This is a genomic window from Pseudoalteromonas sp. TP27 (genome assembly GCF_056470645.1).
In genome coordinates, this window is record NZ_JARDAK010000005.1 from 1 (window position 1) to 15,809 (window position 15,809).

A 15,809-nucleotide genomic window follows, 5' to 3' on the forward strand; every position below is an offset into this window, starting at 1 on the left:
TGTGTTTCAGGAGTATGGTGTTTTCAATGGATAATGGTGACGTAAAGATGGTAGAAGCAAAAATGGAGTTAGAACGTATTTCTGAGCTTCAAAAGTATAAAGAAGAATTTGAGAAGCTTGGTTCAAATGACTGGGGGCTTAAAGACTTTCTTTCTATTATTGCGCCATTTGGCTTACTTCTACTTGCCAATACTTTCTTTACAATCGAGAGAAGGAAAATAAACTAGACATCCACTCTAAATTTTTTTAGGAGCTGTTTTTAAAGGTTTTTTACTTGAATCTAAGTTCGAAATAAAGTAAGCACAAAGAAATAACCCAGCCATAGCTTTATCAAAATTAGCATAAAGGGTAAAAGTAATCGCATCGCTGGTAATACGCTCATTTATAACAATAGGGAGATTGTTAAAACCAGGAACCCAATGAAGTGCTAATGCCAATGAGGTAATAACAAAAACAGTGCTTAATATAGCGCGTATTATTGCCCGCTTTGTATTTATCGCACAGTGATATAAAGCAACATAAAGCCCAGTACTCAGCAGTGCATATAAATTTATATAACCTTCAGCATAAGCGCTTATAACACTTAGAACCATCAAGCAGTGCCAAAGGGGCTGTCGCATTATAAAAATATTGCGGCGAGAAAAAACGCATAATATTGACAATGCTAGAATATAAAAAGCCAGTTATTTATCATTTTTAGTGTTAAGCACTAAACAATAACGTGCAATTTTGTATTAATAAACCATTATATTTTCACTAATTGGTACTGTCATCGTTGGTGTGTGTTTATAGATTTAATGAACAGGCTTATTTTATTAAACAGACAGTAATGAGCGATAAGTAGCTAGTCAGTACTTTAGTATATGAAATTAAAATTTGATCTTGGTGAGCCTATAAAAAGCAATTGCCAAAGCAGTACTTGTTATTATTAACATAGTCTTTTGTTATCAATTTAGTTGGTTGACTAGGTTAATAAATGCTGTAAATACAGACAGTGATTGTTGTTTTGTCCAATATTACTGATCTCTACCATTTTGGTATATTTCTACAATTATAAAAGCCGGTTCGATGTTAAATATTTGTTTACATAGAGTTGCTTTGTAGCTAAAGTAGGTGCAACGTAATATATGGACATTTGTCGGTTTATAAAACGACAAATGTCGTATACAAAATTGTTATATTTTAAGGATGGAACGGTGAAATTTTTTGACTTTGCAATTACAGAAATAACTAGTAAAGATGGATATAAAGGATTTTTTAAAGCATTTTTTGTAGTTGCTACATTATATTTAGGATCTCTTATGAGCGTAACTACTTTGGCTTTACCCATAGAAGCAGATTCTCATAAATATAGATATACTGTTGAGCACGAGCTTAAAAAAGAAATAAAAATTGAAGATCTTGATTGCAAATTCGATATGAAGTCTTATAAAGAGTGCAAATTGGCTTTATACAAAAATAAGCTTTCAGAATCATCTCTAGATGCATTGACTGCATTTCAAAGTTTACTTGGGCTTTTTGCCTATTTAACTGGCGGTCTATCAATTGTAGGGTTTGTTTTTCATCCATATATTCATGCAGTTAAAACATGAAATAAATAAACAAGACATATATGGACGCTCCCTTGAAGTCAAGACGAGCTAATGTATAAACATCAAAATTGATGCCTTTATTTTATTATCATGTATCCCATTTCACAGTAATGATGCGTCACAAGCTTGCTGAAAAGCAAAGGTACTGACATATATTCGAGCTATGGTGTCATGATTATCATGCGCCATGCTCCTAATGAGCTTCGTACCAAGGGACCTAAAATATATTCACCCAAGCGAGATTAAATCTCGTGTCTTTATCTGGTTAACCTTGGTTAGCGTGCGCTTTTTGTTTCATTATAAGTGAAGTACATACAGGATAAGCGTATGTTACGACTTAAGTGCCCAAACACCCACTCAGGTTTTAAAACCTATGTCATAACCAGGCTGTCTTAAGTCGTAAACTCGGGTGTGATTGGTGTGTAAAATACGCATAATTAAGCATCCTTTTGTGTATTTTGCACAAACTGAGGTGAGTAGAGAGTTTGCTTGGTCAGCAATGTCCACATCAGTCGCGCCAATCTGTGTGCGGTGGCGACCACCACACAATTAAAGTGTTTTTTCTCGCGTAACTGGTTTATCCACAAACTTAACGCATCTGTTTTATGGTGGCTTCTGGCGATAATGGCGCGAGCACCATGAATAAGTTGTTTTCGCAGGTAACTGTTACCACGCTTAGTAATGCCAGACATTTTACTTTTATCGCCTGACGCGTATTGTTTTGGAGTTAATCCTAGCCAGACGCCCAGCTCTTTTGCATTTTTAAATGCCTGACCGTTTCCGATTGACGCTGCATAAGCTGAGGCATTGAGCACACCCACGCCAGGAATAGAGTGAAGTATTTTAGCGTTTGTATCCCGCTCAACGTGTGCAGTAAGCATCGCTTCAATGGCTTTAATGCGTTTAACAAGGGTTTTGTACTCAGTGTAAATATCACTCACCATTATGCGCAGCTGAGGGCGAAGCTCAGAATCACTTTCTAACGTAATTATCCCTTGCTCAAACGCCTTCATACCGACAGGAAATACATACCCAAAATCGACTAATAAACCGCGTAACTGGTTGGTGGCAGCAATGCGATTTTGTAGCAGCCGTTCGCGTATTTTATGGAGCATGAGTATTTCTTGCTGAGCTTCGGTTTTAATAGGAACGAATTTAATATTAGGGCGTAAGCTTGCCTCATAAATAGCAAGCGCATCGTTACTGTCGTTTTTATTACCGCGAACAAAGGGGGTAACGTGTTGTGCTGGAATAAGGTCAACGGTATGACCGTAAGACGAAAATACTCTTCCCCAATAGTGGGAAGAATAACACGCTTCCATCACCACGCGGCACGGTGGGGTATTCGCCATGAAGGCGTTGAGTTTAGGTCTGTTTAAGCGTTTATTGCATTCTCTTTTATGGTTGGAATTAAAACCAGCGACTTGGAATACATTTTTTGCCAAATCAATTGATAATGTGCTAATTTTCATGATGGACGTTCCCTTTAACTGAGTGAGTTCAATTACCAGTTTGGCGCATTGACGCCGTTTTGGGGAGCGTCCATCTCATCACCCACTCTAAATTTTGCACTTTGTGAAACTAAGTACTAGGCTTTTTTTTAGTGCAAAAAAAAGCAGGGTGTCTTATGGCAATCGCAAGAAAGCGTCAAGTAAGTTTGGTTGATACAAAGTACTACCACTGTATATCACGTTGCGTACGCCGTGCTTTTTTGTGCGGTGAAGACCACTTTACTGGTCAATCTTACGAGCACCGCAGAGGGTGGGTTGAAGACAAACTGCTTGAGTTAGCTAAGATATTTTGTATTGACGTCTGTGCTTATGCTGTTATGAGTAACCACACCCATTTAGTCCTGTATGTTGATGATAAAAAAGCGAATCGGCTGAATGATAAAGCGATTGTTATTCGCTGGCACAAGCTGTGCAAAGGCACCGTACTTACGCAAAAGTACATACAAGGTGAAAAGCTAAGTAAAGCTGAACTTATCTTTTTTAATCAAACGGTAAAGGAATATCGAGAGCGCTTATCAAGTATTAGTTGGTTTATGCGGGTGTTAAATGAAGACATTGCGCGCAGGGCAAATAAAGAAGATAACTGCACTGGCAGGTTTTGGGAGGGACGATTTAGTTCACAAGCATTATTAGATGAAGCCGCATTGGCGGCCTGCATGGCGTATGTAGACTTAAACCCCATCAGAGCCAAAATGGCTAATACCCCAGAAGAATCAGAGCATACTAGCATCAAACAACGCATAACATATGCAAAGGAAGGCAAGCAACCAAAACAACTGCAGCGCTTTGCTGGCATGCCACGTCAAATAATGCCAAAAGGGCTACCCTTTGAGCTTAAATCGTACCTTGAACTTGTTGAGCTAACAGGACGTTGTATACGAGAAGATAAGCGAGGGTATATTGAGAGTACACACTTGCCTTTACTCGAAAGGGTGAATATATCTCCAGAAAACTGGTTAAAGCTTACAACCCAATTTACGCGCGTATTTCATGGCGCAGTGGGCAGGCCAGTCTCACAAGAAAGTTATTGTGAAAACTTAAACCGAAAGCGGCGAGCGAATATCAGTAACTGCGAAAAGCTATTGGCATAAAGCTTAAACTACTCAGTAAAACTATTCAGTAATAAATCACAACTGCACCATGCAGCCATTTTCATGCGTGTAACTTAGGTTTAAGAGTGATAATGGATTATTTTATGGGTGAAATAAAAATAACCCAATAGTAAAAGATAAATTTTAGCTGAAAAAGTAAATTTAATAGCACAGTTTTATTTGTTCAATTAGAGTGGCTGTCAAATTTAGTTGTTGAATTTTAGCTGAAAAAGTAAATTTAATAGCACAGTTTTATTTGTTCAATTAGAGTGGCTGTCAAATTTAGTTGTTCACCATGCAGCCATTTTCATGCGTGTAACTTAGGTTTAAGAGTGATAATGGATTATTTTATGGGTGAAATAAAAATAGCCCAGTTTTATTTGTTCAATTAGAGTGGCTGTCCAATTTAGTTATTTATAGGTTTAAGAGTGATAATGGATTATTTTATGGGTGAAATAAAATAACCCAATAGTAAAAGATAAATTTTGAGCTGAAAAAGTAAATTTCATAGCACAGTTTTATTTGTTCAATTAGATTGGCTGTCCAATTTAGTCAGTCCAATTTAGTCAGTCCAATTTAGTTAGTCCAATTTAGTTATTACACTTAAAGCTAGTAAGTAGTGCCAAAGGGGGGGCCGCATTATTGATACTTTGCAGTACGGAAAAACACATATAACCGACAGCGCTAACAAATAAAAAGTCATTGTTTTTTATTGCTCTGTTTTATTTAGCAACTAATCTAACAGATTCGACCTCTCAGTATTTTTTTTCTGGTAGTATAGATAGGTTATAAGCAGTTTAAGCAGTGAAAAAACTATGTTAAGTCCTTATTTTCAGCAACATGCTGATTACGTTTCTATCTCTCGTGAGCAAGGTTGTCGTTTCGCAAAATGTGTTGCCGATGACTACAATCCACTTCATGACAAAGATGCTAAAAAGTTTTGCGCGCCAGGAGACTTACTTTTTTCTTTAGTGTTAGATCGCTATGGCATAAGTGAGCGAATGGAATTTACCTTTGCCGGAATGGTTGATGAAAACACCAAACTTAATTTTCCTGAGGGAGCTGACGAGTTTGATGTCACCAATGGCGACAAAGTTATCTTAAAGGTAAAGCGCGACGGTAAAACCAGCCAATGCCCAACACTTACAAACAGCCTAATAAAAAACTATGTTGAGTTTTCAGGTGCTGCGTTTCCACACGTAATTATTCCATTAATGGGTAAACAAGAGGTAATGATAAACCCTGCTCGCCCTATGGTTATTTACGAATCAATGATTATTAATCTTGATAACCTTGATATTAAAGCACCTACGCTTGAATTTGCTGAACCAAGTTTTGAGTATGCAGGTAAACGCGGAAAAATTACTTTGCGCTTTAATTTACTCGAAAACGGCGAGAAAGTCGGTTTTGGTGAAAAGCACATGGTAGTTTCGGGTATTCGTGAATATTGCCAAGCAACAGTTGACGATTTAATCGCGTTTTACAACGAACGTAAAGCGACGTTAAAACCCGCTTAAAGCTATATAAAATTATAAAAAGGCGCTAAATACGTTGTTATTTAGCGCCTTTTTTATTGGTTTTAAGAGTACAGCTAGATTAGCCGAGGGATTGGATACTTTTCTGGATTGGTTAATTTACGCAGTACAGTAATATGCGTACAATAGCGCTCTTTGTTATTTTAAAGCTAAGCCTATGTCTGCCACTACGTTCTCATCACTTAATCTCGACCCGTTATTATTAACAGCGATTGAGCAAAATAATTACACTACGCCTACCGCAATTCAGATTAAAACTATTCCGCCTATTTTAGCCGGAAGTGATGTAATGGGCAGCGCGCAAACAGGCACGGGTAAAACTGCTGCGTTTGTTTTACCGCTGTTACATAAGCTTTTAAATACCCCTAAAAAAGATGAGCAAGGCCTTGCCCGCATTGTGATTTTAACGCCAACACGAGAGCTTGCTCAGCAAGTATTTGCTAGCTTTGAAAAGTACGCACAAGGCACTAATATCAATGGCGCTTTAGCTTATGGTGGAGCAAGTATAGGCCCACAAATAAAAGCGCTTAAAACAGCGCAAGTTATAGTGGCAACACCAGGTCGTTTGCTCGATCATATAGTTAAAGGCAGCGTTATACTTTCAAGTGTAGATTCGCTTGTATTTGACGAAGCCGATCGCATGCTTGATATGGGTTTTATTGATGAAATTAAACGTATATTGCGACATATCCCGGGCGATCGCCAAACTCTACTCTTTTCGGCTACATTTGATGACAGCGTATTTGAGCTAAGTAAAAAGCTACTTAAAAATCCAGAGCTAATTGAAGTTGATAAACGTAACTCAGCCGCGGTTGAAGTAGAGCAAGTTATTTACTCGGTAGACGAGGATCGTAAGCGCGAACTTGTATCGCATATGATTGGCATGAAAAACTGGCGCCAAGTGCTTATTTTTACGCGTACAAAACAAATGGCTGATCAGCTAGCTAAAGAAATGTGTAAAGACGGTTTAAAAACCGAATCAATCCATGGCGATAAATCGCAAGGTGCACGCGACCGAGCACTGCAAAACTTTAAAGAAGGTATTACCCGCGTACTTGTTGCAACCGATGTCGCTGCGCGTGGTTTAGACATTTCTACACTTAGATACGTAATTAACTTTGAGCTACCATACATAGCAGAAGATTACGTGCACCGTATTGGCCGTACAGGTCGTGCTGGTGAACAAGGACTTGCTATGTCGCTGGTAAGTATTGACGAGCAATGGCTACTAGAAGAAATTGAAGTACTACTCGATACGCGTTTAACGCCGCAATGGTTAGAAGGCTACGAGCCTGATCCGAATAAAAAGCCAAAAGATAACCGTAAAAACACCAATAAGTCGCGAAAAGATCGCGATAAAAAACGCATCACTGGCAAAAGAGAGCCAAGTAGACGTCGTAAATAATAGCTTTTACTTTGCTTTTTTGCCTATACTGGAGCTACTAAATAGCCGAGGTAAAGTTAATGTTTGAAACTGATAAATGGGCATTTTCTGGTATTGATGGCCAAATATCTTTGCATAAATGGCAAAAAACAATCGACCTTATAACGGGGCTTTTTTCAGCCCCGTCGGGTTATATAGTTCAGGCAACAAGCAAAGGCTATCGCGTTGTTATTAGAAGTAACGAAGGCGGCTCTAGCTTTGAGAACAACCCGATACTTCCCCCTCAAACTCCTCTTTTTTGTCGGCACGTCGCCGAAACTAACAATATTTTATATGTTAATGATGCAAGTAATAATAATGCATGGAACACCCTACCAGAAGTCGTTGAAGATGGTGTTGAATCCTATCTGGGTTTACCTATTCATTGGCCTGAAGGCGAAGTGTTTGGCACGCTGTGCTTAAAAGACACCAAAATAACAAGTTACACCGATGAATACTTTGAACTCATAGAGCAACTACGCGATTTAATTGAAGACGACTTAGCGCTTGTGTATAGCTATGAGCAAATGCGCGAAATAGCCATGTTAGACTCATTAACGAATATTTATAATCGCCGAGCACTTAACTTATTAGCCCAGCAAAAACTTAACTTAGCGCTACGTTTAGGCTTTGACGTGTGTTGTTTGTTTATCGATATAAACGACTTTAAAAAATTAAACGACACCTGCGGACATGAAGTGGGCGACAAAGCCTTAATTATATTGGCAGATACGCTAAAAACGCATTTAAGAGATGCTGATATAGTAGGGCGCTTAGGTGGCGATGAGTTTGTTGCAGTAATGCAAGTAAGCGATAAAAGTAAGATTAACTACATCATGGATAAAATATCTTCTGAGTACTCAAAAGCCTTACTCAAAGAGGAGATTTGCGAATTATCGCTTAGTATTGGTTATAGTTTTACTAATAAACAAAAGCAGCCCTTTGAAGCGCTATTAAATGATGCAGACCACGCAATGTATAAAAATAAACAAGCGTATAAGCTAGCCAAAAAAGCGTAATAACAAAAGCAGTTTACTTAGGGTCTGTTGACCTTTCAAAGTTAAATTTGCAGCAGTCTGTTTGGTATTTAGGCAAGGCAGAGCCTATGCAGTGTGGTTATTCCCCATAAATAGGCGATAACGTAGCATTAATGCCAAACAGGCGCTGCCCAAAGGGTTCTTCCTAGGGGCTATTTACTCTTTGTTGCTCGATTTTTACTTAGCCCGCTAGGTTACAAATTTCGCGCCGTGATTAAATAGTCCCTAGTTTGAACAAATTTTAATCCGCAAAGATCAACAGACCCTAATCTTTGCCCATAAAAAAGCAAGCCATGAGGCTTGCCAAGAAGGGTGTTAATTAGCTCTAACCTAGCCTTTAAGCTATTAGTTTTTCAGCTAGATTTAATTCCATAATGGCCTTTAATAAACGATATAAGTTAATTGACGCGTCAATTTCTTCTTTACGGTTTGTTAAGCTTTCAATATTTAAGCCCAGTGGCACGTCTAGGTGTGCACAGCTTTTAATTATTAAGTCGAGGTTTTCGCGGCAAATACGCACTGATTCGCTTAGGGTATTGTCTGCATCAAGCATGCGCCATTTTGTAGCTTCTGGCACTGAAATACCCAACCACTTCATAAAGTCTAAGGTTTTTTCGCCGCCGCACGGGGTAAACGTTAATATAATACGTTGTGGTGTAATACCTTGTGCTTTACATGTACGCGCGTAGCTAGTGATTAACTCTATAGTAGCTTGTGCGTCGTAAACAGCTTGCGATATAAAAAACTGACAACCTTGTGCTGTTTTTTCTATTAATCGTTCATGCTCATTTCGTTTGCTTGAATGGCGCTCAGCAATAGTAACGCCACCTAAAAAGAAATCATCTGATTGCTCAGCCAATGCTTTATATGCATCAGGCAGGCTTAACTTTATATCGCCTACCGATGACGGGCTACCTACTAAAACTACATTTTGTAAATCGTAGTCGTTTTTAGTTTCACTTAACCAATCTTTAAATTCACCTACGCCACGCTGTGCCACACTTTTATAAGTAATTACATCTTGTGCAGATAAATTACGAATTAAATGGCTATATTCACGCGGATCAACGGTTTGTTTAAACGCAAATGGGCGCGCTTGGTTTGTACGGCTGCTTTCGTCTTGAATGTCGTAAATTATTACGCCGTCGTATTCAATTTCGTGTAAGCGACCCAATAGCTTTTCTGCAATGGTTTTTAATTGCGCTTTATCGGTGCCAATTTTAGGCGGCGTAGTACCAATAAGGTAAACACCTTGTTTGGTGTCCTCTATTTTCTCTTTTAATGATAAAGCCATAATCCTCATTCCAGCCAAGTGCGTGTTGATGGATTTAATATAGCAGCCATTTAGACGTCTAGATAGATTTATTTAATGAAAGTTTTTCAACTTAGGTGAGGAATATTCATACTGATAATTTAATAAACTGGCTGATTGACACAGTTGTTTACATAAAAAATGGGCTAAGGCTCTTACATTTACTCGCTTTAAGGCATAATCGTATTAATAACCTAACAATAAATTTGCTCAATTTAAAAAGGGACAACAATGAAATTTAAATTATTAGCAACCAGCTTAGCGGTATCGCTTGCGTTAACAGGTTGCGCCATGCAGCAAAACCAAAGCACGCAAACAACAGCACAACAAGAACAAGTAAATAAAGCTGATGATCGTGTTTTTTCACAAGATTACTTAATTGAAGAACTAGAAAACGGCTTACGCGTAATGGTTGTTAAAACCGATTACCCCGATGTCGTGTCGCTGCAAATACCGGTATCGGTTGGATCGCGTAACGAAGTTGAAGAGGGCAAAACAGGCTTTGCTCACTTTTTTGAACACATGATGTTTAAAGGCTCACAAAAATACCCTGAAGATGTGTATTCAGACATATTAAAAAATTCAGGGGTTGATAACCGCGCGTATACAACAAACGATTACACAAATTACCATTTAAACTTTTCAAAGCAGCATCTTGATAAAGTACTTGAGCTTGAAGCTGATATTTTTCAAAACTTAACCTACACCGAAGAGCAATTTAGAACCGAAGCACAAACGGTAAAAGGTGAGTACTTAAAAAACAACGCGAGCCCAGTTCGTAAATTATTAAGCGCTGTACGCGAAGAAGCGTTTGATAAGCACACGTATAAACACACCACTATGGGCTTTTTTAAAGACATAGAAGCCATGCCCGATCAAATGGCGTACGGTAAAGAGTTTTTTGCTAAATTTTACAAGCCTGAGTATGTATCGCTGGTAATTGTGGGCGATGTAGAGCCAGAAGAAACAATGGCAATGGTTAAAAAGCATTGGGGCAGCTGGAAAAAAGGTAACTACGTTGCTGACATTAAAGCAGAGCCTGTGCAACAAGCACCAAAATATTTGCACCAGCAAGATGAAGCGCTACCAGGGCATTGGTTACTTGTATCGTACAAAGGCGCTGCGTGGGAGCCTGCTAAAAAAGACAGAGCAGCACTTGATTTAATCTCACAACTTTATTTTTCAAATAATTCAGATTTATATCAAGAGCTAGTGGTCGACAAACAAATAGCGAGCCAAATGTTTACCTATAACCCAGAGACTAAAGATCCGGGTTTATTACACGTATTTGTTAAGGTAGAAAACGCAGACGATTTAGCCACTGCGCGCGATGCTATTAACCGCACTTATGCAAAAGCACGTACAGAGCTTGTTGATGAGCAAAAGCTGAATGATTTAAAATCAAACCTTAAATACAGCTTTATTAATGGCCTTGATTCGTCGCAAGCGATTGCTTCAACCCTTGCCAGTTACATGCATTTTGAGCGCGATCCTGAGGTTATAAACCAGCTGTATAAATCGGCAGATAACATTACCAGCGCAGATATTAAAGCCGTTGCTAATAAATACTTTACTGATAACGCACGTACCACATTAACGATGTCGGCACTTGATAAAGCCCCAGGGTTTGAGCAAGAAGTTGATTTAAATGCGCTTACTGCAAAGCTTGAACAAGCACCTGCGGCACCTGTATTTAAAGTACTTGATAAAACGAATAGCTCGCCATTAATTGATGTTAACTTTTTATTCAATACCGGTGCGGCTGCCGACCCTCAAGGTAAAAAAGGCGTTGCTGCGTTAACTGCAGCTATGCTTGCACAAGGTGGTTCGCAGGCGTCAAGCTATAAAGATATTCAAAAAGCACTTTATCCACTTGCGGGTAGCTTTGGTTATCAAATAGATAAAGAAATGCTGTCGTTCCAAGGGCGTATTCATAAAGATAATGCGGTGCAGTGGTATGCACTTGTGAGCGATCAATTACTAAACCCAGGCTTTAGAGAGGATGACTTTAAACGCCTCAAAAAAGAAATGATCGACGGCATTAAATCTGGCTTAAAAGCATCTAACGATGAAGAGCTAGGTAAAGAAGTGCTATATAGTGCGCTTTACAAAAATCACCCTTACGAAAGCTACAACTACGGTGATATTTCGGATTTAGAAGCATTGACGCTGGATGATGTTAAAGCGTTTTATAATAGCGAGCTTACGCAATCTAAACTCACGGTTGGCTTAATTGGGGCAGTGCCAGTAAAACTTAAAGCTAAAATGATGAGCGATTTTGCAACGCTACCAAAAGGTGAGCAAAGCCGTTTAAGTATTCCTGATGCGCCAGTGCTTAAAGGTCATCATGCAACGATTGTAGAAAAATCGGCACAATCGACTGCGGTATCGTTTGGTTTTCCTATTGATACAATAAGAAGCAGCGAAGACTGGACAGCCCTTTGGCTTGTGCGTTCGTACTTTGGTGAGCACCGTAGTTCTAACAGCTTTTTGTATGAGCGCATTCGTGAAACTCGCGGCATGAACTATGGCGATTACGCATACATTGAATACTTTCCACGTGGTATGTTTCAAACTAAACCTGATGCAAATTTAGGGCGCTCTGAGCAAATATTTCAAGTGTGGTTACGCCCACTTCGCTCTAATAACGATGCGCACTTTGCAACTCGTACGGCTTTATTTGAGCTAGATAAGCTAATTAAAAATGGTATGAGCGAAGATGACTTTGAAGCAACGCGTAACTTTTTAATTAACTTTGTGCCGCAAATGGTCGCAAGTCAAAATCGCCAACTAGGTTACGCACTTGATAGCGAATTTTACAACACAGATAGCTTTGTAAGTTACGTAACTAACAAACTTAAAACGCTAAGTGTTGCTGATATAAATCGTGTTATTAAAGAAAACTTACAAACTGACAATGTTCAATATGTGTTTATAACCGCAGACGGCGCTGATATGCAAAAACGTTTAGCATCGCAGCAAACATCGCCAATGGTTTATAACACCAATAAACCTGCTGAGCTGGTTGCTGAGGATAAAGTAATTGCTGATTATAAATTAGCAATTCCTGCTAAAAATATTGAAGTAATGAAAGTCGATAAAGTATTTCAATAATTTAAGCGGTTTTTAAACTGTTTAAAACGTATAAAAAATGCCCCAGTGCTTTAAAACTCTGAGGCATTTTTATTATTTAATAATCGAACTCAATAAACAGTTATACCTAATAACCAGAACAAATAACTAAGGGATTAACACCTTTGTGGCTAAATCCGTTAGACTTGGGAAAAGGCTATTTTATATCAACTTAAGGCAGTGCAGTATTATGCGTTATGCAATTTGGCAACAGCTTCGCGACGAAGCGAACGATGTAGTAACACGTGAACCATTATTAGCAAGTCATGTTTATTCATGCATTTTGAATCATGATTGTTTAGGTTCGGCATTGAGCTTTATTGTTGCTAATAAATTAGCTGATGCGGTGGTATCTGCATTTACTATTCGTGAGCTGTTCGACCAAGCATTTGTAAAATGTGACCGTATGCTGTCTTTTGTAGCTGAGGATATTAAAGCAGTTAAAGATCGCGATCCCGCTGCGGAAACGCATCTTACCGTGATGTTAAATCTAAAAGGTTTTCATGCTATTCAGGCGCACCGTTTGGCCAATTGTTTATGGCAACAAAATCGCAGAGAGTTAGCGCGTTTTATTCAAAGCCGTACATCTGAAGTGTTTGGAGTAGATATTCACCCAGCGTGTAAAGTGGGCAAAGGCATTATGTTTGACCACGCAACAGGTATTGTTATTGGTGAAACAGCGGTAATTGAAGATAACGTTTCAATACTGCAATCGGTAACGCTTGGTGGTACAGGTAATGAGCAGGGCGATCGTCACCCTAAAATTAGAGCGGGTGTATTAATTGGTGCTGGTGCTAAAGTATTGGGTAATATTGAAGTAGGCGAGGGCGCACGTATTGGTGCAGGCTCTGTTGTGCTAAGTAATGTACCTGCGCATACGACTGCGGTTGGTGTACCTGCTAAAATTATTGGTCGACCGGATTGTCCTTGTCCGGCGCAAAGTATGAACCAAAACTTTTTAGCAAATCCTGAGCCTGAAAACGAATCACACACGAGCGCAATGCTATAAGTAATTAAACTAAAAGGAATTAACATGAACAAGAATAGTTTATTGGCTCTAGGGATTGGGTTTATTGCAGGTGTAGGTTTAACTTGGATCTATTTTAATTTAGCTTCAAGTGATTCAGAGGCTACTGATTTACAGCAAGGTTATGCAAACCAGCAAAAGCCTAATGCTGAGCAAACAAAAAGTAATGAAGTAACTGTAGATGATGTTAAACCTGCCGTTACTGAGCAAGTCGCTAGTTTTGATCAAAGTGATAATACTTCCCCAATTACGGCTGAAACTGAAGAGCTTGATGACTTACCTCTTGAGGAGCAAGTTGTGCAACTCAAGCAACAACTCGCCGAACAGAAAGCGACGCTTAAAAGCGTTTTAAAGCAAATGAGGGGGCCATCAGACTTTGAGCAAATTTTACGTGAACAATTTGAAAAGCAAACGCGTGACGAAGAATGGGCTTATCGTACTGAAATGGCATTACAAGATTTTTTATTAACAGCTGATTTGGTAATTATGCCTGATGTTGTTAGTGCAAAATGTAAAACAACGATATGCGAATTTGAACTTGCCGCACCCGCTGACAATGATGCATTTGATAGTGCTCAATGGCGAGAGCTAAGCGACAAGTTGATGAAACAAGAGTTTTGGCAGCAATTTAAAAGCACTACCTCTACATCTAGCGATAGCGAGCTTAAATTCTTGCTAAGTACCGAGCTTTAAACTGTATCAGTTAAGTAATAGGTATGACCTGCGATTCTATAGAGCCATCAACGAGCTCTGTAATTAAAACATCGCCATTTTTAATTTGATCCACAGATTTAACTACTTTCCCTTGCTGTGTTTTAGTGATGCTATAACCGCGCGCTAAAACATTAAGCGGACTTACCGAATCTAACCTACTTGCTTGCAATGCTAAGCTATTATTAGCTTGCTGTAACTGATGCTGTATAGCTTGGTTTAGCCTAGCTTGTAATTGCGAAAGTTGATGGCTTGCTGTCGCGAGTTTTTTATCGGGTGATTGGCGCATTAAACGCGGTGTTAAATTATTAAGCGTGCGCTCTTGCTGATATAAACGGTTACGCATAGCTTGTTGCAGTGCAATACTTAGCTCGTCCAATCGTTGTGATTTTTGATTAAGTTGGTTACGCGGATGACACAAATTAAGGCGATGTTGTAGCTGCGTTGCTAGTGCGCGTTTGTCAGCAATATCGTGTTTAAACGCGTTAGACAAGCGATTAACTAATTGCGTTACTTTGTTGTGTAACTCTTGCGTATTTGGGCTTACAATCTCAGCTGCTGCTGATGGAGTAGCTGCACGAACATCAGCAACGTAGTCGCTAATGGTTGTGTCTATTTCGTGACCTACCGCACTTACTATGGGTAATTCACTTTGATAAATAGCACGCGCAAGCTGTTCATGGTTAAAACACCATAAATCTTCAAGTGATCCGCCACCACGTCCTAAAATAAGTACGTCTACCTCGTCACGAGCATTGGCCAACTCTATTTGATTAATTAAATGCACATGCGCTTCTTTACCTTGCACCATGGCAGGGTAAATAATGACTTCTAATTGCGGCGCACGGCGTTTAAGTATCGTTAAAATATCTTTTATAGCAGCGCCGGTCGCTGAAGTAACAACACCAATACGGTTTATATTTTGGGGTAATGGCTGTTTGTGAACAGAGCTAAATAAGCCTTCGGCGGCTAAGCGCATTTTAAGTGCATCGAATTCTTGCTTTAGCTGACCTTCGCCTGCAGGTTCCATATGTTCAACAATAAGCTGGTAATCACCGCGTGGCTCATAAAGTGATACGCGCGCTTTTACTGTTACTTGTGCGCCATTGGCAGGGCGGTAGCTTTGGTTGCGATTATTGCCTCGCCACATTGCGGCTTTAATTTGTGCTTTATCGTCCTTTAACGAAAAGTACCAATGTCCAGATGCAGGGGTAATAAAGTTAGAAATTTCGCCCGTGAGCACTAAAGATGCAAAACCTTGCTCAAGGATTGTGCGAATTTCTCTATTAAGGCGTGAAACGGTGTAAACCGCCTGCGAAGGCTTCGAAAACATAAAAAACAACCTAAAACTATTTATTGCACTACTTTATCATAAATATTTGCTAAATATTATTTACTCATGGCAACAACGCTGTTAAAATTTGGCCGCAATTCCTTA

At 39.2% G+C, this 15,809-nt stretch carries 12 protein-coding genes and 1 pseudogene; 9 read left to right on the forward strand and 4 right to left on the reverse strand.

Annotated features, from left to right (window positions below; genetic code table 11):
- Positions 1-227 (forward strand): annotated as a pseudogene (locus PX700_RS07735) (hypothetical protein); the annotation flags it as partial.
- Between the two features lie 9 nt (positions 228-236).
- Here the strand turns inward: PX700_RS07735 and PX700_RS07740 are convergent.
- Positions 237-593, reverse strand: coding sequence for a hypothetical protein (locus PX700_RS07740; protein ID WP_415636582.1), 357 nt, complete (start codon positions 591-593; stop codon positions 237-239).
- Between the two features lie 603 nt (positions 594-1,196).
- Here PX700_RS07740 and PX700_RS07745 point away from each other — a divergent pair.
- A complete protein-coding gene (locus PX700_RS07745) occupies positions 1,197-1,592 on the forward strand; it encodes a hypothetical protein (RefSeq protein ID WP_197192551.1) in 396 nt (131 codons plus the stop codon).
- 437 nt (positions 1,593-2,029) lie between these two features.
- Here PX700_RS07745 and PX700_RS07750 read toward each other — a convergent pair whose 3' ends face one another.
- Entirely contained in the window at positions 2,030-3,064 is a 1,035-nt protein-coding gene (locus tag PX700_RS07750; protein WP_415636581.1) for an IS110 family RNA-guided transposase, read from the reverse strand.
- A gap of 155 nt (positions 3,065-3,219) precedes the next feature.
- Between PX700_RS07750 and PX700_RS07755 the strand changes: the two genes are divergently transcribed.
- The 4 genes from PX700_RS07755 to PX700_RS07770 all read left to right on the forward strand — a co-directional run bounded on the left by PX700_RS07755 (position 3,220) and on the right by PX700_RS07770 (position 8,171).
- Positions 3,220-4,194, forward strand: coding sequence for a transposase (locus tag PX700_RS07755; protein ID WP_415636580.1), 975 nt, complete (start codon positions 3,220-3,222; stop codon positions 4,192-4,194).
- A gap of 815 nt (positions 4,195-5,009) precedes the next feature.
- On the forward strand, positions 5,010-5,711 hold the full coding sequence (locus PX700_RS07760; protein WP_415636579.1) for a DUF3581 domain-containing protein: 702 nt from the start codon (positions 5,010-5,012) through the stop codon (positions 5,709-5,711).
- Between the two features lie 175 nt (positions 5,712-5,886).
- Positions 5,887-7,134 carry a DEAD/DEAH box helicase gene (locus PX700_RS07765; protein WP_479520414.1) on the forward strand — a complete coding sequence of 416 codons (1,248 nt, stop codon included), beginning with the start codon at positions 5,887-5,889 and terminating at the stop codon, positions 7,132-7,134.
- A gap of 59 nt (positions 7,135-7,193) precedes the next feature.
- A complete protein-coding gene (locus PX700_RS07770; RefSeq protein WP_479520415.1) occupies positions 7,194-8,171 on the forward strand; it encodes a sensor domain-containing diguanylate cyclase in 978 nt (325 codons plus the stop codon).
- Between the two features lie 355 nt (positions 8,172-8,526).
- Here PX700_RS07770 and PX700_RS07775 read toward each other — a convergent pair whose 3' ends face one another.
- The gene (locus tag PX700_RS07775) at positions 8,527-9,483 is read right to left on the reverse strand and encodes a methylenetetrahydrofolate reductase (RefSeq protein ID WP_479520416.1); all 957 of its coding nucleotides are present in this window, start codon (positions 9,481-9,483) and stop codon (positions 8,527-8,529) included.
- Between the two features lie 249 nt (positions 9,484-9,732).
- On the opposite strand from PX700_RS07775, the gene PX700_RS07780 reads away from it, so the two are divergent.
- From PX700_RS07780 to PX700_RS07790, 3 genes are all read left to right on the forward strand, one after another.
- Complete coding sequence (locus PX700_RS07780; protein ID WP_479520417.1) at positions 9,733-12,615, forward strand: M16 family metallopeptidase; 2,883 nt, start codon at positions 9,733-9,735, stop codon at positions 12,613-12,615.
- A 208-nt stretch (positions 12,616-12,823) separates the two neighbouring features.
- The gene (gene cysE / locus PX700_RS07785; RefSeq protein WP_479520418.1) at positions 12,824-13,642 is read left to right on the forward strand and encodes a serine O-acetyltransferase; all 819 of its coding nucleotides are present in this window, start codon (positions 12,824-12,826) and stop codon (positions 13,640-13,642) included.
- 24 nt (positions 13,643-13,666) lie between these two features.
- Positions 13,667-14,353 (forward strand): hypothetical protein, encoded by a 687-nt coding sequence (locus PX700_RS07790; RefSeq protein ID WP_479520419.1) that lies wholly within the window; start codon positions 13,667-13,669, stop codon positions 14,351-14,353.
- Between the two features lie 10 nt (positions 14,354-14,363).
- Here the strand turns inward: PX700_RS07790 and xseA are convergent, their stop codons facing one another.
- On the reverse strand, positions 14,364-15,704 hold the full coding sequence (xseA, locus tag PX700_RS07795; protein ID WP_479520420.1) for an exodeoxyribonuclease VII large subunit: 1,341 nt from the start codon (positions 15,702-15,704) through the stop codon (positions 14,364-14,366).
- Positions 15,705-15,809: the final 105 nt, after the last annotated feature.